Source organism: Siculibacillus lacustris (assembly GCF_004328075.1).
In the GTDB taxonomy this organism is placed as follows: Bacteria; Pseudomonadota; Alphaproteobacteria; order Rhizobiales; family Ancalomicrobiaceae; genus Siculibacillus; species Siculibacillus lacustris.
On record NZ_SJFN01000045.1, the window covers coordinates 1 to 20,472 of the forward strand.

At 67.4% G+C, this 20,472-nt stretch carries 27 protein-coding genes and 1 pseudogene; 2 read left to right on the forward strand and 26 right to left on the reverse strand.

Annotation, left to right across the window (positions count from 1 at the left end; translation table 11 throughout):
* Positions 1-246: 246 nt before the first annotated feature.
* Positions 247-828, reverse strand: a pseudogene (locus EYW49_RS20465) (DNA adenine methylase); the annotation flags it as partial.
* Between the two features lie 271 nt (positions 829-1,099).
* On the opposite strand from EYW49_RS20465, the gene EYW49_RS20470 reads away from it, so the two are divergent.
* Together EYW49_RS20470 and EYW49_RS20475 are read left to right on the forward strand one after the other, a co-directional pair.
* Positions 1,100-1,300, forward strand: a complete 201-nt coding sequence (locus EYW49_RS20470; RefSeq protein WP_131311491.1) for a hypothetical protein — start codon at positions 1,100-1,102, stop codon at positions 1,298-1,300.
* On the forward strand, positions 1,275-2,267 hold the full coding sequence (locus EYW49_RS20475; protein WP_131311492.1) for an SDH family Clp fold serine proteinase: 993 nt from the start codon (positions 1,275-1,277) through the stop codon (positions 2,265-2,267). Before EYW49_RS20470 ends, EYW49_RS20475 begins: the two co-directional genes overlap by 26 nt.
* Positions 2,268-2,338: 71 nt before the next feature.
* Here EYW49_RS20475 and EYW49_RS20480 read toward each other — a convergent pair whose 3' ends face one another.
* From EYW49_RS20480 to EYW49_RS20600, 25 genes are all read right to left on the reverse strand, one after another.
* A complete protein-coding gene (locus tag EYW49_RS20480) occupies positions 2,339-2,518 on the reverse strand; it encodes a hypothetical protein (RefSeq protein ID WP_131311493.1) in 180 nt (59 codons plus the stop codon).
* A complete protein-coding gene (locus tag EYW49_RS20485; RefSeq protein ID WP_131311494.1) occupies positions 2,518-2,838 on the reverse strand; it encodes a hypothetical protein in 321 nt (106 codons plus the stop codon). The genes EYW49_RS20480 and EYW49_RS20485 overlap by 1 nt, the downstream gene beginning before the upstream one ends.
* A gap of 49 nt (positions 2,839-2,887) precedes the next feature.
* Positions 2,888-3,262, reverse strand: a complete 375-nt coding sequence (locus EYW49_RS20490) for a hypothetical protein (protein WP_131311495.1) — start codon at positions 3,260-3,262, stop codon at positions 2,888-2,890.
* Positions 3,263-3,271: 9 nt separating this feature from the next.
* Positions 3,272-3,598 carry a hypothetical protein gene (locus tag EYW49_RS20495; RefSeq protein WP_131311496.1) on the reverse strand — a complete coding sequence of 109 codons (327 nt, stop codon included), beginning with the start codon at positions 3,596-3,598 and terminating at the stop codon, positions 3,272-3,274.
* 25 nt (positions 3,599-3,623) lie between these two features.
* The gene (locus tag EYW49_RS20500; RefSeq protein WP_131311497.1) at positions 3,624-4,502 is read right to left on the reverse strand and encodes a glycoside hydrolase family 19 protein; all 879 of its coding nucleotides are present in this window, start codon (positions 4,500-4,502) and stop codon (positions 3,624-3,626) included.
* A 75-nt stretch (positions 4,503-4,577) separates the two neighbouring features.
* Positions 4,578-5,117, reverse strand: coding sequence for a hypothetical protein (locus tag EYW49_RS20505; RefSeq protein WP_131311498.1), 540 nt, complete (start codon positions 5,115-5,117; stop codon positions 4,578-4,580).
* Position 5,118: 1 nt separating this feature from the next.
* Positions 5,119-6,669 (reverse strand): hypothetical protein, encoded by a 1,551-nt coding sequence (locus EYW49_RS20510; RefSeq protein ID WP_131311499.1) that lies wholly within the window; start codon positions 6,667-6,669, stop codon positions 5,119-5,121.
* A complete protein-coding gene (locus EYW49_RS20515) occupies positions 6,666-6,992 on the reverse strand; it encodes a hypothetical protein (protein ID WP_131311500.1) in 327 nt (108 codons plus the stop codon). The genes EYW49_RS20510 and EYW49_RS20515 overlap by 4 nt, the downstream gene beginning before the upstream one ends.
* Positions 6,993-7,059: 67 nt before the next feature.
* Entirely contained in the window at positions 7,060-7,536 is a 477-nt protein-coding gene (locus EYW49_RS20520; RefSeq protein ID WP_131311501.1) for a hypothetical protein, read from the reverse strand.
* Positions 7,537-7,544: 8 nt separating this feature from the next.
* Entirely contained in the window at positions 7,545-8,450 is a 906-nt protein-coding gene (locus EYW49_RS20525; RefSeq protein WP_131311502.1) for a gp53-like domain-containing protein, read from the reverse strand.
* A gap of 41 nt (positions 8,451-8,491) precedes the next feature.
* The gene (locus EYW49_RS20530; protein WP_131311503.1) at positions 8,492-9,124 is read right to left on the reverse strand and encodes a hypothetical protein; all 633 of its coding nucleotides are present in this window, start codon (positions 9,122-9,124) and stop codon (positions 8,492-8,494) included.
* Positions 9,125-9,133: 9 nt separating this feature from the next.
* Positions 9,134-10,240 (reverse strand): baseplate J/gp47 family protein, encoded by a 1,107-nt coding sequence (locus EYW49_RS20535; protein WP_131311504.1) that lies wholly within the window; start codon positions 10,238-10,240, stop codon positions 9,134-9,136.
* A gap of 9 nt (positions 10,241-10,249) precedes the next feature.
* A complete protein-coding gene (locus tag EYW49_RS20540) occupies positions 10,250-10,795 on the reverse strand; it encodes a phage GP46 family protein (RefSeq protein ID WP_131311505.1) in 546 nt (181 codons plus the stop codon).
* A complete protein-coding gene (locus EYW49_RS20545; RefSeq protein WP_131311506.1) occupies positions 10,792-11,298 on the reverse strand; it encodes a phage baseplate assembly protein domain-containing protein in 507 nt (168 codons plus the stop codon). The genes EYW49_RS20540 and EYW49_RS20545 overlap by 4 nt, the downstream gene beginning before the upstream one ends.
* Positions 11,288-12,355 carry a phage baseplate assembly protein gene (locus EYW49_RS20550; protein ID WP_131311507.1) on the reverse strand — a complete coding sequence of 356 codons (1,068 nt, stop codon included), beginning with the start codon at positions 12,353-12,355 and terminating at the stop codon, positions 11,288-11,290. The genes EYW49_RS20545 and EYW49_RS20550 overlap by 11 nt, the downstream gene beginning before the upstream one ends.
* Positions 12,352-13,638 carry a DNA circularization N-terminal domain-containing protein gene (locus EYW49_RS20555; RefSeq protein WP_131311508.1) on the reverse strand — a complete coding sequence of 429 codons (1,287 nt, stop codon included), beginning with the start codon at positions 13,636-13,638 and terminating at the stop codon, positions 12,352-12,354. The genes EYW49_RS20550 and EYW49_RS20555 overlap by 4 nt, the downstream gene beginning before the upstream one ends.
* Positions 13,639-13,645: 7 nt before the next feature.
* Positions 13,646-16,024 (reverse strand): hypothetical protein, encoded by a 2,379-nt coding sequence (locus EYW49_RS20560; RefSeq protein ID WP_131311509.1) that lies wholly within the window; start codon positions 16,022-16,024, stop codon positions 13,646-13,648.
* Between the two features lie 131 nt (positions 16,025-16,155).
* Positions 16,156-16,497: a hypothetical protein gene (locus EYW49_RS20565; protein WP_131311510.1), complete on the reverse strand. Its 342-nt coding sequence runs from the start codon at positions 16,495-16,497 to the stop codon at positions 16,156-16,158.
* Between the two features lie 5 nt (positions 16,498-16,502).
* Positions 16,503-16,868 carry a phage tail tube protein gene (locus EYW49_RS20570; protein ID WP_131311511.1) on the reverse strand — a complete coding sequence of 122 codons (366 nt, stop codon included), beginning with the start codon at positions 16,866-16,868 and terminating at the stop codon, positions 16,503-16,505.
* Positions 16,869-16,942: 74 nt separating this feature from the next.
* Positions 16,943-18,457 carry a phage tail sheath subtilisin-like domain-containing protein gene (locus EYW49_RS20575; RefSeq protein ID WP_131311512.1) on the reverse strand — a complete coding sequence of 505 codons (1,515 nt, stop codon included), beginning with the start codon at positions 18,455-18,457 and terminating at the stop codon, positions 16,943-16,945.
* 74 nt (positions 18,458-18,531) lie between these two features.
* Positions 18,532-18,732 (reverse strand): hypothetical protein, encoded by a 201-nt coding sequence (locus tag EYW49_RS20580; protein ID WP_131311513.1) that lies wholly within the window; start codon positions 18,730-18,732, stop codon positions 18,532-18,534.
* A 15-nt stretch (positions 18,733-18,747) separates the two neighbouring features.
* Positions 18,748-19,497, reverse strand: a complete 750-nt coding sequence (locus EYW49_RS20585) for a hypothetical protein (protein ID WP_131311514.1) — start codon at positions 19,495-19,497, stop codon at positions 18,748-18,750.
* Between the two features lie 7 nt (positions 19,498-19,504).
* Positions 19,505-19,900, reverse strand: a complete 396-nt coding sequence (locus EYW49_RS20590; RefSeq protein ID WP_131311515.1) for a hypothetical protein — start codon at positions 19,898-19,900, stop codon at positions 19,505-19,507.
* A 7-nt stretch (positions 19,901-19,907) separates the two neighbouring features.
* Entirely contained in the window at positions 19,908-20,117 is a 210-nt protein-coding gene (locus EYW49_RS20595) for a hypothetical protein (RefSeq protein WP_131311516.1), read from the reverse strand.
* A gap of 13 nt (positions 20,118-20,130) precedes the next feature.
* Entirely contained in the window at positions 20,131-20,469 is a 339-nt protein-coding gene (locus tag EYW49_RS20600; protein WP_131311517.1) for a DUF2190 family protein, read from the reverse strand.
* Positions 20,470-20,472 lie beyond the last annotated feature (3 nt).

A 20,472-nucleotide genomic window follows, 5' to 3' on the forward strand; every position in this document is an offset into this window, starting at 1 on the left:
TGATAGGCCCTGCTCATGGGTCAGGCGCAGGATCGTCCGGATATCTCTCACGGTCGTTCGTCTCGCTTGCTTCCGTCTGGGCATGTCGGCCTCTCTTCTTCGTGAGAGCCCAACCTGCCAAACGGCGCAGCCGAGAACCGGCCATCAAAACTGTCCGGGAATTACCGGAATTGCTGTCCGGGAATTAGTGAAAGAGCTGTCCGGAGATTACCGAAAACGCTGTCCGGACATTACCGAAACCCGCACTTCCGATCCCCAATAGGGCGGATCGAGATAGAACAGCACGCCGGGCCCATCGTAGCGGGTGACGAACTCGGACCAGCCGAGGTTCTCGATGATCACGCCGGCGAGCCGTTCAGCGAGTTCGGCGAGCATCGGCGCGAGTTTGGTCACGTCGAAGCGCCCCGGCATCCCCGGTGAAACGCCGAAGCTGCGGCCGGCGACCTTGCCGCCGAAGGCACAGCGCTGGAGGTAGAGAAAGCGCGCCGCCCGCTCGAGATCGGTGAGCGTCGCCGGATCGGTGTCGAGCAGGCGCTCGAACTCTCGGCGAGAGGTGAACTGGAAGCGCAGCAGATCCATGAACGGCACATAGTGGCGCTGCAGGATACGGAAGAGCGTGGCAACGTCGCCGGAGAGGTCGTTGATCACCTCGGCCCTCGGAACACGGCGGCGCCGCAGGAACACGCCTCCCATCCCGACAAAGGGCTCGGCATAGGTCTCGTGAGGAATCGCTTCGATCAGGTTGATGAGGCGGGCGGCGAGCTGGCGTTTGCCGCCGATATAGGCTGCCGGCGGCGAGACCGGACGGACGAGGCGTTGGGGTTCCATCTCCATTGAGAACATTCCGCGAACATGGTAGCCGTCGAGGCGCGCTCGAGCGCTCGGCGGGATACCTCGCGACTGGGGTTTCGCAGGCCCGTCTTGGCGGGTGGACCTGCGGCGGAAGGGCGGTTACGCGCCCCGATGCCCCGCCACTTCAAGCCTGAACAGACTGAATTCGGGACGTTTACCGTCTCTCTCACTCACGGAGCCGTGAGTGAGAGTCGTTATTGATTTGTTAACCTACCTGCCCCATACAACCGACAGAGGAGTGCCCGCCATGCCCAACGAAGCAGATTCGGTCGTCACCATGTTCAATCAGATGGTGCGCGACGGGTTCATTACGCCCGTTGAGAGAATGGAGTCGCTGCGCCTGCCGGGGGAGTACATGTACTCCCCCTCAATCGTGACTTATGGTACCGCTGCCGCGTCGATTCGAGCAGGGGTTGTTAGTTATGCCAAACTGGACCAGCGTTCTTAGAGAGATCTCGCTGCTTCAGGCCGTTTCCAATGAAAACGCGTTTGATAAAACGCGACGTAAATATTTAAAGCGGCTATCCCAGCACACGGGTCGCAATGTTATTGCCTATTATTCCGGATTTCTCAGCAAACCTGGCCTCGATGGCGTGCAGATAACTGACGAAGACAAAAACGGGCTCATGCTTTGCATCCATGAATTGGATCGCAGCAAAGGTTTGGATCTAATCCTGCACACTCCGGGCGGTGATAGCCAAGCGAGCATTTCCCTCGTAGACTATCTGCGAAGTATGTTTGGCAATAACATCCGAGCAATTGTGCCTCAGCTCGCCATGTCAGCAGGCACAATGATTGCCTGCTCATGCTTCGAGATCGTTATGGGAAAGCAATCTAGCCTTGGGCCTGTCGATCCACAGTTTGGGTTTATCGCTGCAGCTAACCTTATTGCTGAAGTAAAGCGGGCACAGGCTGAAATCAGCGCAAATCCTTCGCTCGCTATGTTCTGGAATCCGATACTTAGCAAGATTACCCCTTCATTCCTTGAGCGCTGTGCTTGGGCGATCAGGGACTCTAACGAATTTATTGAGAAGACGCTGCGTGACAATATGCTGTCACACCTGGAACTAGAAGAACAAAATAACAGAATAGCTAGCATAAAAAACATATTTGCGAATAACGAGGGGCGCGCCCACAATACGCATATCAATCTTGAGACATGTGAGAGCGTTGGCCTTCGAATAAACAGGCTTGAAAGTGACCAAAAATTTCAAGATCTCATTCTAACGATTCATCACTGCTACACCCACACGCTTGGTAACACTGCAGCATTTAAGGTGATTGAGAACCAGCTGGGCCGGGCTATGGTCAAGCAGCAGGTTATTCAAATGCCGCCAGGAATATACCCTGTCCCTTCGGGGGCAGTCTTCGGCGAGATGCCTGAAGTGCAGGGGCCTGAAGTCCCGATGGCGTGAATCCCCCCCCAAGGCTGGCTCTGGCCGCTGTGCTTATCTGCGGTAGCCAAGCGAACGTGCGAGCTGCGGCATCATTCCGGAGCATCGCGGCTCGTTGTGCGTCGGAATTCCGGCATCCGATCAGAGAGTTCCGCGAGGGCGACGGCGAGGATCACCGCGGTTCCCCACAGTGGATCCTCATAGCCGGCGGCAAGTGCCGCAGCGTGGGCTTCGCGCAAGAGGCTGGAAACAGTCGGAGCGGCGTCGGCCATCAGTCGTCGCCCCCTTCGGCAAGCGCGACCCGCGAGCGGCGGATCGGGCGCGACAGTACGGATTGCAGGTCGGATCGCAGCGAACGCGTCTCGGCGAGGACGCGCTCTTCGGTCCGGGCGAGGCGCTCGTCGAACGAGGCGAGCGCCGTGATCGTGACGTAGCTCTCGGCCGCCTTGAGCTTGCTCGCAGCGAGATCCTTCTCGATCGACGCGCAACGGTCGTCGACCTTGCCGAAGCGGGCGATGAAGATGCCGGCGACCACGGCGATCACACCGCAGATCGCAACGAAGGCACCCACCATTTCCAGGGTGATGTTCATGGGATGGTTCCGAGCAGGGTCCGTCGGAAGTGCGCGAGAGGTGCCCCCCTCATCGCCCTGTGAAAATGCCGGCGATCCGGCCGGCGATCGCATGGCCGAACATGCCGCCGATCACGATCGACGCCCATGAGCCGAGATCACCGGTCAGGGCATCGGTACTGCCGAGGGCGAGCACCTTGTCCCAGATCACCAGTTTTGCGATGTAGACCGCGAAGATCATTTCGATCGTCACCCGCGGCAGCGCCGTGAACCACGATGCGAGTTCCGCTTGGACGATCGCCTGACGGGCGGCGATGTCTCGCGACGCGAGATCGGCGGCGATCCGGTCCGTCGTGTTGCCCGCGTCGAGGCGCGCCTTGTAGGCCTCGACAACCTTCCCGGCGAGCCCGCCGGAAATCCAGTCGAGGATCGTGGTCCACCACATGGCATCACCTCACGAGGTCAGGGTGCGGCGGCGGGCGGCATAGCCGAGGACGGCGATCCCGAGCGTGATCATCGGCACCCAGGCCGGATTGATCGCCGACTTGATGGCGTCGGCGACGCCCGGGTCGCCGAGGAGATCGGCCGCGGAGGCGACCAGGGCGATCAGCGACGAGGACAGCGCGACCGCGTGCGTCCACACGACGGTCACCGAGCCGCGAACCGCGGACCAGGCGCGCGTGCCGATACCGCCCTCGGCCTTGCGCCAGCCCGAGGCGAGATCGACGACGATCCAGAGGAGAGCGAACAGGGCGACGATGCCCATGATGACGGAGGTCATGAGAAATCCTTTCGGGTCGGGAATTTCAGGAAGAGATGGCGGCCGACGTGCAGGCCCGGTGGTGCTGCCACAGGCCCCAGCAGACGAGGCCGAGGACGCCGATCGCCAATCCGCCGACGAGGAGGCCGGCGAGCGGGTGCCCGGGTGCGGACTGGACCAAGGGGACGGCGGCCACGGCCGCCACGGCCGCCACGGCCGCCGCGGTGGCGGTCCGTTTGACCTTGGCGGGCGCCTGGGCGACCGTGCGCCCGACGGTCTGGTGACCGATTTCCAGGGCGCCGAGGTCGGACATGGTCCGCCGGACCCGGGCGAGTTGCCGGCACCGCTCGCGGTAGCCGATCAATCCGCCGTTCACTGCCCGGGTCACGCCTTCGATATCGTCGGCTTCGGCCATCGCGTTGCAGGCCCGCCCCTTGTAGGTCGAGGCCGCCCATTCGGCGGCCGCGACGGCGAGGGCCCATTCGGCGGAACAGGCGAGGTCGGGATGGCCGGCGAGATCGATGCCGAGCACGCGACCATATGTCTCGTAGGCCTCGCGACCGGTGATCTGGAGCAGACCTCGGCCGATGAAGCGCCAACCGTCACCGGGGCTCACGTTGCCCATCCGCCCGCCATAGGTCTTCTCGGCGAGCTTCTCCGGGGCATGGGCGTAGGGCGTGGCGGCAGCGGCGGTCGGGAAGCGACCGGGCCAGACCTCGGTCATCCGCTCGGCCGAGTAGTTGAGGCTCTCGACGCGGATGGTGAGGTCGTCCGTCTCGTGCAGCACCTGAGCGAGGAAGTGCATCAGGCGTTGCGGCGACGAGATCTCGAAGCGGGCGAGAACGGCGTCACCCGCGTCGAATGCGGCGAGGTATTCCGGGCGCGCGGACGGCGCGAGCCGCCGCACGAGGTCGATGGCACGCATGACGTGCTCCCTGGAATCTACGGGAAGGGAAGGTGCGTCGGCGCCGAGATCGGTGCCGGGACCGAGCCGCCGACCTCAGGCCGAAATGCGCGCCGCGGCGCGGAACAGATCGTCGACCTGGGTCGCAGTGAGCGGCGGTACGAGCGCGGCGGCGAGGGTGGCGATCGTGGGAGACGAGCGTTCGAACACCTGCGCCGTCGACCACGCGAGTTGAACGATCGGCGCGGCCGCGGCGACCGCCGCCTGCGCCTCGTCCAGCAATCCGGCCGCGAGCAGGGCCGCCTTGGCCTGGAAGGCGGATACCGCCGCCGGCACCGGTTCGGCCGGTGCGACATATTCGGCGATCGGCTGGCCACTGCCGACGATTGCGGCGAAGACCTCACCGGCGAGGCCGTCGGCGTCCCGTGAGGCCTGGAAGGCCGTCGGATCGCCGACGACGGCCGCGACCGGCAATGAGGTCTTCCCGCGGAACGTCACGGCACCCTGCGAATCCTGGACCGGCTCGTCCGGCACCTCGACGGTCGTCGCAGGCTGAAGCTCCAGCACGACGCTGCACGAGAGATGCTCGTGCGCCGCATCGCCCCACACGGGATCAGAAAACGAGATCAGACGCATGTCAGCCTCCGAAGAACTGGATTTGGCCGCCGCCGGCCGCGGTCGGGTCGAACGTGCCGACGCCGGACTCCGAGAAGAGCACGCGGCACTGGGTGGTGGTCTTGAGCGTGGGCGCGGTCCCGGGGCCGCCGGAGGCGTAGACCGCGGCGGCAACTCCGTAGGTGCCGGACAGCGCTCCCTCGACGCAGTAGTTCGCGCTGGCGAGCGCCGCCGTGAAGGTGATGGTGTAGTCACCGACGCCGTTTCGAACGATCGATGCGGTATTCGACGAAGCATTGATGACGACCGCAGATCCGTTCCAGTACCAGACCGCCCACGCCTTCGCGGCACTCGGAATATTGGTCAGTTGCGATCCGTCACCGAACACGCCGGTACTGTTGAAGCCGCCCTTCAAGGTGCTTGCGATGAAGAACTGAAAGTTGTTTCCAGTCCGATCGTAGAGCATGTAGTCGTTCGCATCGCAGCCCAGCGCCGGATTTGATCCGGACATGGTGAAGTACGCGCTGGGGGCGACCTGAAATACGCTGGCGTTGATCAGGCCGGTATAGTCGATATATGCCTTGAGGACGCCCTGAATGCGCCACTCGTAGCCACCAAAAGCATTGCCGGTATCACAGATGCTGCGGGAAATCGCACTCCCGGCGTACCAGTAGGAGTTGACAACACCAGAGCCAACTTCTGCCGTCTGCAGATAGGTATAGCCACCTGCAGTACCCGTAGTGAGGGACATACGAGCCGTGGTATTGGCGGTGGCGGATGCGTTCGTGACGCCAAGCTCTCGGGCGCCACCAGCGTTGGTGCCGTTTACGCCGACATTAGAACTCGGGAAGTTCACGGCGGTTATCGTATAGCCGCTACGCGCGATGGCCATCCAAGTGGATGCGGACGCCCATGTGTCGTTGAGCGCCCGGAACCGGAGCACTGTTGCATCGGCGTAGGCGTCCCAGAGCTTGCTGTCTACGGCAGCAGCGGTGTAGCTCCAGACGAACCCAGGGGATGCCGCGCTGGATGCCCAGAAGTTGGGTGCCGTGACCGTCCCGGTGGCAACGGGGTTTACCTTCGAGAGATAGCCGGCCGGATCGAAGAGCGCGGCCGCGGCGGCGCTGGAGGCGGCTGCGGTGGCCGAGTTGGCGGCCCCGGTCGCGGACGTCGCCGCATTGCCCGCGCTCGTCGACGCGGCCGCGGCCTGGGTCGAAGCCGTCGTGGCGGAAACGGCCGCTGCCGCCGCACTGGTCGACGCTCCGGTCGCCGAGGCGGCGGCGGCGATCGCACTGCCGGAGGCCGACGACGAGGCGGATGTGGCGGTTCCGGCGGCCGCCGAAGCCATCGCCGCGGCACCGGCCGAGATGGCGAGATCGCTGGTGACGGTGGTCGCCGCCGCCGCGGCAGCGGCGGCGGCCCCAGAGGCGGAAGCGGCGCTCGTGCCGGCACTCGCCGCGAAGCCCGAGGCGGCGGCGATGGCGGTGGAGAGATCGATCGGCACCGGCGCGGGAACGGGGTTCGGGACCGTCGCCGGCGAGGTGACGGTTACGGTGTCGGGGGCCGCGGTCATCGCGTCACGCCTTGTCTGAGAGTGAGCATCCCGCCGTCACAGCGGATGAAGTCGCCGCCCGAGGCGGTGAAGCCGAAGTCCCAGACGTAGGATCCGGCTACGAGCGGACTGATCACGCTCTGCGGCGCCGAGAACACGACGACCCCGGTGGAATAGGTCGCGCGACCGTTGGCGGTGTTCATGTCGAGAACGAGATTCGCCGAGGCGGCATCGGGCCGGACCTGGAGACGCCAGGCGGCGGCATCGAGACCGTAGGCCGCCGCCCACGGCGTCACGTCCAGCGACAATTGGAAATGCGCCGTGTTGTAGGCCGAGATATCCATGGCCCCTCCTCAGAGAGAAAACCCGCCACTGGCGGCGTGTCGGTCCGGGGCTCGCGAGCCGCCGCGTTCAGTCGGGCCAGACGAGCGGCGGCAGCGCGGCGAGCACCGCATCCACGGTGGGGACGGCCTCGGCCCCGCTCCGCACCGCGGCGAGGGTGGCGAGCGCGGAAGCCCACACCGCGTCACGCCAGGCGACGAAGGCCTTCGCTTCCGCCGACCAGGTCGCGTTCGTGGATGCGACGTAGCTGGCGCAGCTTTCGGCGCCGTCATACCCCCGACCACGCGCCTGCGACTGGACGAAGCGGCCGACCGCGGACTGCATCACCGCCTCGATCTCGGCCGCCGTGGGAACCGGCAAGATCTTCTCGACCAGTTCAGGAACGCCATCGATGATCGCCACCGCCTTGCCGCCGTTCAGGCCGGCGAGGAGTTCGGCGTGCTGGGCGCCGGTGATCTCGACGACCGTCGACGGCATCGCCGAACCGTGGATCTCGGACGAGTAGAACCCCCCGGAGGCCGGGTCGTAATAGATCTGATCGGACATGATGTGCCTCAATAGCCGATGGCGAAGATCATGGGAGCGGCCGCGGGGCTGCTCACGTCGGCATAGGTCGAGAGTTCCAGTGCAATCACGCAGGACGCCGCGGTCTTACTGATGAGTTCGAACCAATAATCGTTACCGCCACCGTTCGAAGTGTTGATCTTCGACGTGATCACGGTCAGACAAGCCGTGGGGAAGGTCATCGGGAAGGTGACCGTCTGCATCGCCAAATCCGCGTGCGACGAGGTCACGTCGGCGCCGGTCGCCCACTGGAGGATCAGGCCGGACGGCAGCTTCTGGTAACCGTTGGACGCGAACAGATGGACGTCGTTGATCTTGGTGTCCACGTAGGCGGATCCGGCGACCGACACCCAGTTGGACCCGTCGGATTCGACGACTGCGGTTCCCTTGGTGGCGAGCGAGAGCGTCGTGACGACGGTTGCGATGCCGGGTCCGACGAAGCCGCCGGCGACGGTGGCGAGCGTCTGTGAAACGCCCGAGGCGTTGTAGACGGCGAACTGTGCACCGCCGTTCCCGACCGGCGTCGGGAGCGTCGTCGTCACCGTCGACGCCGCCGTGATCTCGACGAGTTTGCCGGCATCGCCAGCCGTCAAGGTCGTCGCAGCGGCGAGGAGGCGAGCCGCCGTCGCGAACCCGGCCGGGGCGGACAAGGGCCCGGCCATCGCGTCTCCGCCGCGGCCGATCCGCGAAGCGATCGATTTCCAGAGCATCAGATCGTCGGTGTTGTCCTCGGCGACGCCGCCCTGGCGGATCGCCTGCCGCAGGAGTGCGGTCACCTGATTGAGCCAACCGGCGAGCACCCGCGTGCCGTCTCCGGCGGTGAGCGAGGAACAACTCCGGAAGTAGGTATCGAGCGCCCCGAAGACGCGGTCTTCGCCGGGGCGGCTCGACGACACGTTGGCGGCGTTGGAGCCGGGACCGACCAGATCGGTGCTCATCAGACGACCTCATAGACTGTGGCGACATGCGCCGGAATCACACGGGAGAGCAGACAGATCAGAGGACCGACGTCCGGCCCGCAGCCGAGCGGCTGACCGGCGCCCCAGGCCGAATTGCCGGCGAGGAACGGCACCTGCATCGCGCCGCCATAGGCCGGCGACGCCGAAAGCGAGATCGCGATGACGATGGTGGCCATCGGCACGCCGTTGCCGGCCGACGAACATCCGGCCTGGAAGCATCCGGCCCCGACGGTCTGATCCCGCACGCAGGAGATCGACCAGCCCGCCCTTGCCGCGAGCGCCTGCAGGTCGACGCAGCGACCGCCGGTCGATCCGACCACCTTCGAGCAGAGGTCCGGAAAAGGGTCGCAGCCGTCCGGGAGGCCGTAGTCGATCCACCAGTCGTCGAGGCTCTCGTCGGCGGTGCGGCAGAAGAATTCGGCCTGCCACGAACACAGGCGGTCGTTGGCCTGGGTGAAGACGTCGGCGACCCCACGCCAGAATCGCCACAGAACCGACCCCGGCGTGCGGGGCCAGGCCCGCCCGCGGGGGAGCGAGGCGAGCAGGCTGGCGTGGACCTCGTCGAGGCTCGGGCAGCGGTCGACGAGCGCGGAAGCGCTCGAACAATCCATCGGGAGACCTCAGAGGAAGGTGACGTTGCCGAGGGTGGCGATCGATCCGGCGGGAACGATCGGGTCCACCGCCGGTGCGATCAGGGTGTGGCGATCCTCGCCGCTGGCGGCCGAGATCGCCTGCGAGATCCACGAGCGCGAGAACGTGACGGGCGTCGCGAGAAAGGGCATGCCGGCGACGGCCGTGTCGCCCCCGGACGGCCGAGCACGACGGACGCCGAACAAGTCCCGCAGTTCGGCGAGCACGGCCTCCTGGACCGGTCGAGTGGCCGGCAGCAGCCCCGAAATCGTCACGTCGATCGGCAGGGCGGTCGGCGCGACCAACATCGGAACGGAACCTGCCGGCGCCTGTAGAGCGATCACCTGGGTGGCGACGCCGACGAGGGCCGGCGACGGGACCGCGCTGCCGGTCGAGCCATCGGCGAGGACGAAGACCCGCAGACCACCCGGCGCCGGCCAACAGCGTTCGACGTAGGCCGCCACCACGCCGGGAACCGACATGGCCCATCGAACGAAGTCGGCGGGCGTCCCCGCCCCCGGCGGGTTCTGTTTGCGAAACAGGAGCCGCGCTCGGTAGCTCTCGCGGCCTTCCGCGTCGACCCCGTCGACGATGGCGTCGACGGCGACGGTGAAGGTCGCGGTGCCGGTCACTCCGGACGTCGCCGACAGCGCTTGGCCGGAAAGACAATTGCCCGCTGCGCCGGCCGTGACGGCGGTCACCGGGAGTGAGAGGGAACCGGCCGCCGTCAGAGCAGCGGCGGTCGGCACCACGTAGGTCTGCCCATCGGAGCGCGTGAGGATCGCCCCGGCCGCCACGGTGACGGCGCCGGGCGCGACGAGGGTGACGGTGCCGTTCGCCACGGCCGCGGACTTGGGCGGCAGGGCATAGTCGCGGCCGTGTTCGATGAGACCGTCCCAATCGGCGGACCAGATGAAACGACGGCGTTCGACGATCGCCATGCGGCCATAGAGTTGGGCGAGCCCCTCGCCGATCACCTTGGCGGTCGGGCCGATGTTGTTCGGCCACAGCCACGCGTCGAGCCCCGGCAGAGCCGCGGCGAAGGCACGGCGGGTCCGCTCGACGAGCTCGCCGAGAGACGGAATCACGAGCGACATGGGAACCTCTCAGCTGGAGACGGACGACCAGGCGAAGTCGTACTTGCCGTCGTGGATCAGCGAGCCGTCGCGATCGTAGAGCCGAAGAGCCCAGTTCAGACCGTGGTCGTCACTGCGGCGCTCGACGTCGACCTCGAGACGGATGGCGACCTTCGCCTGGAGGAGCGGCGCCATCGCGTCACGGATCATCGCCTCCGCCCAACGCTCGATCTCCGGCAACATCGATGCGCGCTCGAGCAGCCACAGGAGCGAGCCCATCTCGTCCTCGCCGAGGTCGGCGCGGACATCGACCGCGTCTCCCCACCATCCCCGCGGGTCGCCCGCCTCGACGAGTTTTGCGAGGGGGTGGGATGCCGGGCAGCGGCGATCGGTGAACAGGCAGAGAATCACCGCGGTGGCGAGAGGCGCGGTGGCGCGGAGCCCGCCGGCATTGCCGCTCGCGGCGCCGGCGAGTGTCCAATCCGCCGCCCCGGTCGCCGGGTCGAGCACGGTATCCCAGCCCGGCCAGGACGCGGTCGAACAGGCTTCGGTGCTGCGCGTGTCGATGACGATCATTCGATCAGCACCCGGGTCGAGAGGTTGGTGATGTCGGCAAAGCCGCCGGTGTCGGTCGTGCCCTGCATCGCGGCGGGCATGGCGGCGCCGTCGGACCCGAGCTTGATGACCGGACTGTCGATGGTGACGGCGGGTGCCCGCAGCGTGATCTTGGTGGCGGAGACGATGCGGATCTCGGATTGCACCAGCGATACGATGTTGCCGAAGGCGTCGTAGATGGCGGTGTGACCGACGGCCAGATCCCGCGGGCCGTAGTCCGCATGGTCGAGGCCGAACAGCATCGCCCGATCCGAACGGCCGCCCAGCGCTGCGAGCAGTCCGACCGATCCGGGCGGTGGGCTCGACGAGAACCCGAAATCCTTGACCCGTGGCGCGAGGACCTCCTCGCCCTTCAGGCCGGTGCCGCGGATGATGTGCTGGGGGCCGGAGGCGTCGATGTCCGCCAGGCGCACGCGGCGGATCATCGCCGCCACTTGCGCCCGGGTCTCGGGATCATTCGACATTGCTCTCGTCCATGTCCCAGGCGGGTTTCGACTTGTTGCCCTTGCCCTTCTTGCCGCCGTAGGCGCGCGGGTCGACGAGGTGCAACACGGTCTTGGTCGCGGCCCCCTCCCCGCCGGACTGGGAGAAGGAGGCGGTTTCGATCAGCATGTCCTGGGCGAGTCCGAGGAACGGGCTCTCCACCCAGACCTTCCATCCCGGCGTCCACACGGTGCCGGACGGATCGCGCCAACCGACGACGGTGATCGAGGCGGTGAGGCCGCGGCCTGCCGAACGGTCGCGCCGGCCGCGGGCGCGGCGGGTGGCACCGGCGTGATCGATGTCGTCCTGAATCACCGTGATGAGCGGGCGGTGCCGCTTCACCGTCGCATCCGACGCGACAGCCTCGACCTCCAGCGCATCGACCCCCATACCGAGAGGACGCTGCCCGCGGACATGATGCTTCGAATGCCGCTGACGGAAATCGTGGTCGGCTTCGCCGTGCTGCAGGTTCTGCCCTTCGATCAGGCCCCCGGCGTGTTTCTTGGCGCGGCCGGCCCGGTAGAAGCGGATCGATCCGTCGGCCTCGCCGGCCATCGTCAATTCCTGACTGGCGCAGAGACGCGACAGACAGCCGAAGACACTCTCGCCCGGGTGGACCTGGACCTTGCCGATCTTGCCGAGCGTCTCGTCGGTGACGAAGCCCACGCCGAACCGATCGAGGGCGGTCGCCACGTCCTTCACCGTGACGTTCTCGAAACGCCCGGTCTCGTGCATCGCCGAGCAGTCGACGACGTCCTGGGCGCGCGATCGGCCATGGATCACCACCTCGCCGCGATCGGGCGAGAGGACCGGACGACGGCGGTCGACATAGCCCCGACAGAGGAGATCGGATCCGGCGAGGATGTCGACGGCGGTCCCGTTCGGCAGCAGCGTCGCCAGCGCGGCGAGCCCGCCGACCGCCGCGGCGGTGACCTGGAACGACCGTGCGGCCTCGCGGATCGAAGCGGAGACGTGAACCACCTCCCAGTTGACGAAGTCTCGGCCGCCGGCCCGGACGATCACGGTTTCCACGGTCATGACACCAGTGCCTCGAACACGCGCGGCATGAAGCCGGGGTGGGTGACCTGATTGCGCGACACCAGTTCGGGCCCCCGGCTCGGATCCCGGTAGAGCACCCAGGCGAGTACCGTCGCCGGCAATTCGGCCGAGGTCCGGATGGTTCGGACCGGCGCGAGGTCGGCGATGGCCCGCGTCAGCCACTCGACCGCCGCATCCCGCACCGCGACCAGCGCGGTGCTCGGTTCGGCCGCCTCGGCCGCGCCGAGACTGTCCATCGCGACCAGGGCCCGTTCGGTGGCGACGACGAAGTCGGCACGCGCCGCAACGCCTTCCTGGCGGGAGGCATAGGTTGCCCGAACGATCGCCTCGGCGGTGACCGCGAGGCCGACCAGGCGCTGGACGACGTCGAGGCGAACCCCGTTGCGCGCCATGGCGAGGCGGCAGGTGGTGGCGGCGGTGACCGGCGCCGCGTCGGGGTCGGCGATGGTCCAGGGCGCGAAGGCATCGCGGACCCGATCCGGTCCGGCCGCCGAGTCGGCCTCGATGGCGAGGTCGCCGATCTTGCGCGCCAGGGCCAGGATCACGGCGCCGGCGTCCACACCGGTGGCAAGCGCGTCGAGGCCGAGCCCGGCGAAGCCGGAGACGACGTCGGACGCGAGGGCGAAGTCGGTCCCGTCCTCGATCGCCGCGACGACGGCGGTCAGGGTCGAGGTGACGGCAAGGGCCGCGACCGCATCGTCGAGGATGGTGCCGGCGACGAGGTCGAGACCGGCGACGAGATCGACCAAGCCGTCGGTGACGGCCGCGGTGACCCAGTCGACCGTGCCCATGAGATCATAGGCGGTGGCGAGCAGCCCGAGGGCTGCGGAGAGACCGTCGACCGCGTCGAAGACCGACTGGCCGAGGCTCGCCTGTGTGGCCAGGATGGCCGTTGCACCTTCCCGCAGGAACGTGATCTGCCACGCGACATAACCGGCCTTGTCGCGCTCGCGCTCCCGATGCCACTCGTGGGCACGGGCGGCGACCGGCCCGTCGATCGGCAGGACCAACAGGCCGGGGCCGGGCTGGTCGAGCGCGGCGAGCAGGATCGCCGCGTCGGCGTCGGCGGTATCGGAGGCGAAATAGGCGGTCACCTGCCAACGCGCGACGCCGGACCCGAGATCCTCGTGGAGAGGGTCGTCGCGCCCGGGGAACTCGTGACTGGCGATGCGCCGCTTGCCGGCGTGCGTGTCCTTCTCGACCCAGAAGGGCACGCCCTGCCAGGACGCCGGCCACAGCGTCGAGAGCCAATCGCGCGTCATGACAGCCTCACTGGTGGTGGTCGACGTTGGTGTCGGACCGGCCGGTCGAACCGGCGCCGGTCAGCGAGATGTTGCCCATCGCATTCTTGACGATGCCGGTGATCTGCGCCTCGAACCCCGGCCCCGGCTTGACCTCGAGCGTGATCGTTGCGCCCCCGGTGAGGCCCGACCGCAAAGCGGATTCGAGGTCGGAGGAGAAGCTCTTCAACCCCTCGGTGAACCCGGCCATCTCGGCCTCGGAGGGTTTGGGAAGCGGCACACCGCCGTCCCAGGGCCGATCGGGCCGCCGCTCCGGCATCGGATAGAAGGGCGGCGGCTGTATCAGCGGGCTCAGGCCGAGGTCATGCGCCGACAGTCCGCCATTGCTCCGGATCCCGCCGCGACCACTTACGAAGGCCATGAAACCCGAGAATTTTGCGACCTCCGGTGCATCCCCGCCAAAGTCACCACCAGTGACGTAGGGTGGCAGTCCCATGTTCGCGACGCCGAGCGAGGAGGAAGGAAGAGGCGTCCCCTCCATGTTTGCGAGATAGCTCGGAGCAACTGGAACAGCCGGCAGCTTAGATAATAGAGCCTTCAGCTTATCGAGGGCTTCCCCAGGCGTCTGATCGAGGCTTTCGGGATGAGGAATCTCGTCGCCCAGTTCGAGCGCCCCCCACAACATCAAACCGAACGATCCCAGCTTTCCCAACTTCTGCGCCAAGCCCGCCTTCTTTCCTCCAGGCGCCCCCGGCAACCCACCGAGCAAATTTCCGCCGGCGAGTTTGACCGCGGCCGCATCGAGCGCCGCCGCCGATGCGTCGAGAGCAAGGGCCGATCCCTTGAGACCGAAGCCGTTCATCAGGCCGCTGACCAGACCATAAGTCCCGGCGGCGCCGACGGTCGCGCCGGTCGCCAACGCGCCACCGGCAAGCCATTTCGCGGCCTCCGGGTTCTCCTCCTGAAACTTCGACAGCCGCTCCTGCCACCCGCCGACGGTCTTGGCCAGGCCGTCCATCATGTGGGCGGCCGTGCTCATGATCGGCGAGCCGAGCACCCCGGCGAAGTTCTCGATGGCGTGCCCGAGTTCCTTCAAGGTCGCCTTCGGATCGTCGATGGCGTTCTCGTTCATCGCGTCGAGCGATGGGATGGCGTTTATGCCCTGGGCGTGGGCGCGGATCGTCTCGGCCTGCTGCAGGAAGATGCGGCCGAGGTTGGCGGCGGTCGACGGCAGCGTCTGATTGAGCAGGCGCACGAGATCGGGCAGCGCCGTGATGCCCTTCTTGGCCGCCGCCGAGCGGAAGACGGTGTCGAACCACTGGAACGGGTTCGCGGCGAGCAGGTCGTCGCCGACGACCTTGCCGCGATAGCCCTTGATGGATCCGGTCTTCGACCGGACGATCTGATCGGGGTCGGCGAGCAGCCCGAGCTCGGCCATGCGCTCGACCGGGATATGCTTGTTCTGCATCCCGCCGCGCAGGGTCTTCACCAGCATCGACAACGCGTCGCCCGCCGACGAGCCGTGCATTTCCTGGATGATCGACGGCATGGCGCTGTTGATGAATTCGTCGGACAGCGTCGCGCCCGCCGACTTCGAATATTTCCAGGCCTCATAGATCTGGGTGGTGTCGATGGTCTTGCCGAACCAGGCCATCGCCTTGACCTGCCCCTCCAGGAAGCGCGTGAAGCGGGCCGGGTCCGACATCATGCCGAGGCTCTCGCCGGCCTTGACGATCTCCGCCAGACCGGTGTCGTTGATCCCCATCGCCCGCATCGCCGCCTTCGCCTTGGCGAGTTCGGGCAGCAGTTCGAAGGCCTCTTCCGGGTGGCGGACCGAGGACCGGGTCTCCCGGTGGAGTTCCATCAGTTCGCCGACCGTGAGGGTCGGCAGCTTTTCGGCGAGTGAGCCGGCGAGCGTGCGGGCGCGGACGATTTCCGGCGCCGACATGCCGGCCTGCCGCATCTGCACTTCGTTGTGCTTCAACTCGGCGGCGGCATTCCAGGCGTGATGCGTGCCCGCCAGGATCGCCGGGCCGGCGACCATGCCGAGTTGCCCGAGCCGCTCCGAGAAGCGCAGGTTCTCGTGCAGACGGTGCGCCGAGGCGGCGCCGCGATCCTGGGCTCGATCGAGACGTTCGACGGCGCGAGCCATCTTGTCGATGTCACCGGCGACGGTATTCAGGCGCGTGAGGTTGGCGACCTGGCGCTCCAGATGCCCGATCGCCGTCGCCGCCCGCTCGATTCCCTGCGCCTGGCGGTCGAAGGCGGCGAAGCCTTCGGCCTTGCCCATCATCTTGGTCAGGCGGTCGAGCGACTGGAGCTTCTTGGCGAGCTTCTCGATCTTGCCGCCGGCGCGATCTTCGATGTCGATGATCGCGGTCGCCTGAAGGACACGCTCGCCCGACATGGGTCATCTCCGTTTCGTCCGTTCGACCCAGTGATGGGCGCGGCGCCACCAGCGCAGGAAGTCCGAGAGGAAGGCCTCGTCGGCCTCGGCCGGCGAGAGCCGCTTCAGATCGAAGACGAGCGCATCCCAGATCAGTCCGAGGACGTCGTCGGCTTTGCGGCCGCGATCGCTGCCGTCGCCTCGGATTTCGCGAAAAAACCGAGGAAGGCCTCGCGAATGCGCAGGCCGTCGGCGAGCGAGACATTGCCGAGCAGGGTCGGGATGTCCGGCTCTTCGACGAGCTTCTCGAGGTAGGCCTTGATGGCGTCGTCGTCCTCGACGTACTGGGGCTTGCCGGCCATCGTCACCCAGCGGAAGGGCTTCCCGAAGGCGAGCAGTTCGCGCATCCGCGGCTCGCGCAGCACGACGCGGGCGATCTTCTTGTCCTCGCCGATGGCGATCGGGGTTTCGAGGTCGATGGTGATCTGTCCCATGGCGCTCACCCCTGCCGTGCATAGCGCGAGGCGCGGATCGTCAGACCCGAGATCTCGCCGTCTTCGCGATTGTCGGAGAGCTTGCCCGACCAGCCGGCGTCGGAGAACGTGTGGACGACCCCGGTGTCGTCTTCGACGATCACGAAGGTGCCCCGCATCCGAACCAGCGTGTCGGCCGACAGACCGGGATCGGACTGCAACGTGACCTCGGCGCCGTAGGCGTTGGGCTTGAAGCTGAAATAGACGGTGCCGTTCTGATTGGTGCCGTCGCTGATCTCGACGTTGGTGGAGTCGAGCTTGAAGGTGCCACGCATCGTGACCGCCTTGCCGGCGGCGTTGAGGCGCATGGTACCGCCGAAGGTCGGGGCCATCGGATTACCTCTCGGAGGATGTCGGGGGGAGGCCCGCGCGGACCGGCGGGTCCGCGAAGGGGGCGACGGGACGATCAGGCGGCCTTGGGCACACCCAGCGCGTAGAGGGTGGCATTCGCGGCGATGACGTCGAGCGGATGGACGTTGTCCAGCGCCAGGAAGGTGTTGACGCGGGTCGGCGTCGACGCATCGATCTCGACCCGCAACGCCGCGGCCATCTGATCGGGGTTCTTCAGGATGCCAGCGTCGGAGAGGCCATAGAGCGAACCGACCATGGTGCCCCAGATGTCGGCCGGGGCGACGAGCGCCGGATTGCCGCTCGGGTTCTTCTGGACGAGGCCCTTGTTGCCGTGGGCGGCATTGACGTCGGCGCGCAGGCGCCGCAGCGAATGCATCGACTGGAACAGGGTCTGCACATCGCGGAAGGTCAGATCCGGGGCGGCCGACGGCCCGACACGGTTGGTCGTCACCAGCTTGTCGATGCAGAGATTGCCGAAGTCGTCGCCGGTCCAGGTCGAGATTCCCGACTGCACCAGGGTGTTGCGCACCGCGTAGCCGTACCAGGAGGTGCGGTCGCGCGGCGGCTGGAGACCCTGGACGATCAGGTTCGACTGGTTGCGGGAGACGCCGCCGTTGGTGTAGTCGCCCAGCCACGGCGCGACGCGCCCGACGAAGCCGGCGGCCCAGAGATAGGCGGGCTGCGGCGCCACCACCGGGCGGCCGATCACGGTGAGGTGGCGATCGTTGTAGGTCAGACCGAGCGTGGTCAACGCCGAGGTGGTGCCCTCCGCCACGGTGAAGACGTGGCCGTAGCTCTGGCGCGAATAGCTCCAGCGGCCGGAGGTGTCGTTCATCGCGGCGATGCAGGTGGCGAGGCTCGCGGTGTCCGACCAGGGACAGACGACCATGTCGTACTGGTTGTCGAGCATGGCGGCGAGGGAGTTGGTCAGGGTCGGCACACCCGTCCCGGCCACGCCGACGGCGACCGTCAGAGCGCCGGTCAGCGCGAAGATGTTGCCGCTGATCGGCGGGATGAAGAAGTCGGTGTCGTTGCCGATGGTGCCCTTGTGGCGGAAGGTCGCCGTCACGACGGCGACGGCCGCCGCCGCGGTGACCTGGAGCGAGGCGCCCGTCAGGGGGTTGTAATAGGCGTTGATCGCCGCCGCGAGCGCCGCGGCGATCGTCGTGGTCGTGTCAACGGCCGAGATCGACAGGGAGATGCGTTCCCCCATGATGTCGAGATAGGCGGCACCGGCGGTGCCGACGGCGGCGGCGGCGACGGTGAGCGTCCAGGTCGCGGCGGCACCGGTTTCGGCCGGCGCGGTGCCCCAGACCTCCTGCACCGGCGCGTTCTGACGCACCAGGCGGAACATCTCGCGCGCCATCGAGCCCGAGCCCGTGAGGCGGTCGGCGTCCTGCTGCGAGCCGAGGAAGGTCGGCGTGTCGGCGGCGAGCGTGCCGGCGGTCGTGGTGTGGCCGATCACGAGGGCTCGCGAGTTGCCGGTGAACGCGCCGGCGGAATTGAGTTCGAAGGCGGTGAGCGGCGCGACGAGGCCGCTGCCGGGGATCGAATTGAACAGAACGGCCATGGAACGGCGCCTCTCGAAACGACGAAGCCCGCCGGGTCAGGGCGGGCTTCGTGGGGAACGTTGCTGCGACGAAATCAGACGATGTGGTCGGGGCTCTCCGGGGACGCCGTCCCGACCTCCTCGGCCGCGATCAGCGAGCCGTCGCCGAGCAGCGCGTGCCAGAAGGCATCGTCGGCGTCGACGAGCCGGCCGCCGGCCGGGAAGAAGAGACCGACCGTGCCCGGCATCGGCAGGATGTGGGCGGGATCGGCGAGCTTGGCGAAGACGGCGCGCATGGAGGACTCCTGCGGTCAGGGGACGGGGGCGTGGAGATCCGGCGGTGTCGGCGGGGGCCGACCGAGGCCGATGGTCATGTCGATGCCGGTGAGCGCCGCCGGCAGAGCGCCGGGTGGGTGCACCGAGGCCGACACGGTCGCCAGGACGTCGAGTGACGACGGCAACACGAACCGGGGGGCGAGCGAGGCCAGGGGCTCCGGCAGCGCCGACGCCGGCACCGTGCCGGCCGCGGGCCAGGCATCGCAGTGAACCTTGGCCCGGAACCGCAAGGTCCGTCCGGCGAGCCGCACCGCCTTGTCGGTGGTGCGCTGCGGCATGTCCTCGGACTCGTCGATGCCGACCCGCGCGGCGCGGAACAGGGTCGCCGCGTCGTCGTAGTCGACGGCGCCGCCGATCGACAGGCGGCGGCGGACCTGGGAGACGAGCAGATCGACCATGGCCTCGTGATCGCGGTCGGGAATGGCCGTGGTCGCGCCGTCGATGGTCTGGGGATTACCGTCCGGACCGGTGACGTCGAGCGAGCCGGCGACGAGAACGACCGCCTCGATCACCAGCCAGACATGGGTCTCGGCCGGATCGGTGCGGGCCGAGCCATAAGGTCGGCCGCGCCCCTCTTCGGTGTAGACGCAGAGCGAGGGTCCGGTGTCGAGGGAATCGATCCCGTCGAGCGGAAACTGGCGGCTGTCGTAGAGGCGGTCGCCGGCGATCGTCGCCCCGGTCAGGGCCTCGATCGCGGCGAGCCGCAGCGCCAGATAGGCGAGCATGGCGACCTCACTTGAGCCGGTTGACGGTCGCCTTGACGCGACCGGTGTCGTCGGGCGCGGTGTTGGCGACTTGCCAACGGGCCGCGTCGCCGAGTCGCACCAGGATGTCGCCCTCTTCGAGGGTCAGACCGGCCGCCGCCGGGATTTCGATCTGGTCGGCGGGGGCCGAGACGCCGGGGCGGCGATCGGAGCGCGGGTCGTAGTTGTCGGGAATGTTCGGCGACGTCGGCCGCGTCACCAGGATGCCGCGGAAGGTGGCCACCGGCCGCGACGGATCGATGATCCGCCGGGCGTTTCGGTCGTTGACCGGAAGCGTCATCGGGTGGTGCTCGAAGTCGTCCCCGAAGACCACGCTCTGGGCCCGGTCGGCGATGGCGTCGAAACGGGCGAAGAGCGTGGTCATGACGGGGTCACTTCGCGGGCACGGTCACCAGGATGTCGCGCTCGAGCAGGCTGGCCCAGCCCGGCTGCGACAGGTCGATCTCGGCGCCGGCGTCCGGCATCGGCGTGCCGTTCTCGAGGATGACGTCGAGCGTCGCATAGGACGGGTGACGCCGGACGAAGGTGAGGACCGGCGCCGCGGGGGCGGGCGCGGCATCGGGGATGGTCTGATCGGTCATGGTCGATCCCCCGTCACTGCGACTGCGCGTAGAGGCGGATCTGGATCTGTGCGTCGGCCGCCAGCGCACCGCCGTTGTAGGCGAAGCCGCACTTGGTGTTCGAAGCGGTCGTCGTGGTCAGGTACTTGTTGGTGTTGTCCCAGTAGAGGACGGAACCTTCGGCGATGGCCAGCGCCGGCTGTTTCGGCAGCCACATGCAGCCGTCGACCATGGCCGGGAACTTGGCGCCGACGGCGGCGTCCTGCATCGCGACGACGACGACGCCGCCGATGAGATAGGCGGTACCGGAGGTGACGCCACCGGCCGGCGCAGTCATGGGGACGACCTGGCCGTCCTGAATGAAGGTCTTCATGGG

What these genes read in the sequence shown, in the direction of transcription:
- EYW49_RS20510 (WP_131311499.1), bottom strand. Translation starts at nt 6,669, where the DNA reads ATGACCGCGGCCCCCGACACCGTAACCGTCACCTCGCCGGCGACGGTC.
- EYW49_RS20540 (WP_131311505.1), bottom strand. Translation starts at nt 10,795, where the DNA reads ATGATCGTCATCGACACGCGCAGCACCGAAGCCTGTTCGACCGCGTCC.
- EYW49_RS20555 (WP_131311508.1), bottom strand. Translation starts at nt 13,638, where the DNA reads ATGACGCGCGATTGGCTCTCGACGCTGTGGCCGGCGTCCTGGCAGGGC.
- EYW49_RS20505 (WP_131311498.1), bottom strand. Translation starts at nt 5,117, where the DNA reads ATGCGTCTGATCTCGTTTTCTGATCCCGTGTGGGGCGATGCGGCGCAC.
- EYW49_RS20580 (WP_131311513.1), bottom strand. Translation starts at nt 18,732, where the DNA reads ATGCGCGCCGTCTTCGCCAAGCTCGCCGATCCCGCCCACATCCTGCCG.
- EYW49_RS20485 (WP_131311494.1), bottom strand. Translation starts at nt 2,838, where the DNA reads ATGAACATCACCCTGGAAATGGTGGGTGCCTTCGTTGCGATCTGCGGT.
- EYW49_RS20600 (WP_131311517.1), bottom strand. Translation starts at nt 20,469, where the DNA reads ATGAAGACCTTCATTCAGGACGGCCAGGTCGTCCCCATGACTGCGCCG.
- EYW49_RS20520 (WP_131311501.1), bottom strand. Translation starts at nt 7,536, where the DNA reads ATGTCCGATCAGATCTATTACGACCCGGCCTCCGGGGGGTTCTACTCG.
- EYW49_RS20535 (WP_131311504.1), bottom strand. Translation starts at nt 10,240, where the DNA reads ATGTCGCTCGTGATTCCGTCTCTCGGCGAGCTCGTCGAGCGGACCCGC.
- EYW49_RS20480 (WP_131311493.1), bottom strand. Translation starts at nt 2,518, where the DNA reads ATGGCCGACGCCGCTCCGACTGTTTCCAGCCTCTTGCGCGAAGCCCAC.
- EYW49_RS20550 (WP_131311507.1), bottom strand. Translation starts at nt 12,355, where the DNA reads ATGACCGTGGAAACCGTGATCGTCCGGGCCGGCGGCCGAGACTTCGTC.
- EYW49_RS20495 (WP_131311496.1), bottom strand. Translation starts at nt 3,598, where the DNA reads ATGACCTCCGTCATCATGGGCATCGTCGCCCTGTTCGCTCTCCTCTGG.
- EYW49_RS20470 (WP_131311491.1), top strand. Translation starts at nt 1,100, where the DNA reads ATGCCCAACGAAGCAGATTCGGTCGTCACCATGTTCAATCAGATGGTG.
- EYW49_RS20585 (WP_131311514.1), bottom strand. Translation starts at nt 19,497, where the DNA reads ATGCTCGCCTATCTGGCGCTGCGGCTCGCCGCGATCGAGGCCCTGACC.
- EYW49_RS20475 (WP_131311492.1), top strand. Translation starts at nt 1,275, where the DNA reads ATGCCAAACTGGACCAGCGTTCTTAGAGAGATCTCGCTGCTTCAGGCC.
- EYW49_RS20570 (WP_131311511.1), bottom strand. Translation starts at nt 16,868, where the DNA reads ATGGCCCCGACCTTCGGCGGTACCATGCGCCTCAACGCCGCCGGCAAG.
- EYW49_RS20560 (WP_131311509.1), bottom strand. Translation starts at nt 16,024, where the DNA reads ATGTCGGGCGAGCGTGTCCTTCAGGCGACCGCGATCATCGACATCGAA.
- EYW49_RS20565 (WP_131311510.1), bottom strand. Translation starts at nt 16,497, where the DNA reads ATGGGACAGATCACCATCGACCTCGAAACCCCGATCGCCATCGGCGAG.
- EYW49_RS20595 (WP_131311516.1), bottom strand. Translation starts at nt 20,117, where the DNA reads ATGACCGATCAGACCATCCCCGATGCCGCGCCCGCCCCCGCGGCGCCG.
- EYW49_RS20575 (WP_131311512.1), bottom strand. Translation starts at nt 18,457, where the DNA reads ATGGCCGTTCTGTTCAATTCGATCCCCGGCAGCGGCCTCGTCGCGCCG.
- EYW49_RS20490 (WP_131311495.1), bottom strand. Translation starts at nt 3,262, where the DNA reads ATGTGGTGGACCACGATCCTCGACTGGATTTCCGGCGGGCTCGCCGGG.
- EYW49_RS20590 (WP_131311515.1), bottom strand. Translation starts at nt 19,900, where the DNA reads ATGACCACGCTCTTCGCCCGTTTCGACGCCATCGCCGACCGGGCCCAG.
- EYW49_RS20515 (WP_131311500.1), bottom strand. Translation starts at nt 6,992, where the DNA reads ATGGATATCTCGGCCTACAACACGGCGCATTTCCAATTGTCGCTGGAC.
- EYW49_RS20545 (WP_131311506.1), bottom strand. Translation starts at nt 11,298, where the DNA reads ATGTCGAATGATCCCGAGACCCGGGCGCAAGTGGCGGCGATGATCCGC.
- EYW49_RS20530 (WP_131311503.1), bottom strand. Translation starts at nt 9,124, where the DNA reads ATGGATTGTTCGAGCGCTTCCGCGCTCGTCGACCGCTGCCCGAGCCTC.
- EYW49_RS20500 (WP_131311497.1), bottom strand. Translation starts at nt 4,502, where the DNA reads ATGCGTGCCATCGACCTCGTGCGGCGGCTCGCGCCGTCCGCGCGCCCG.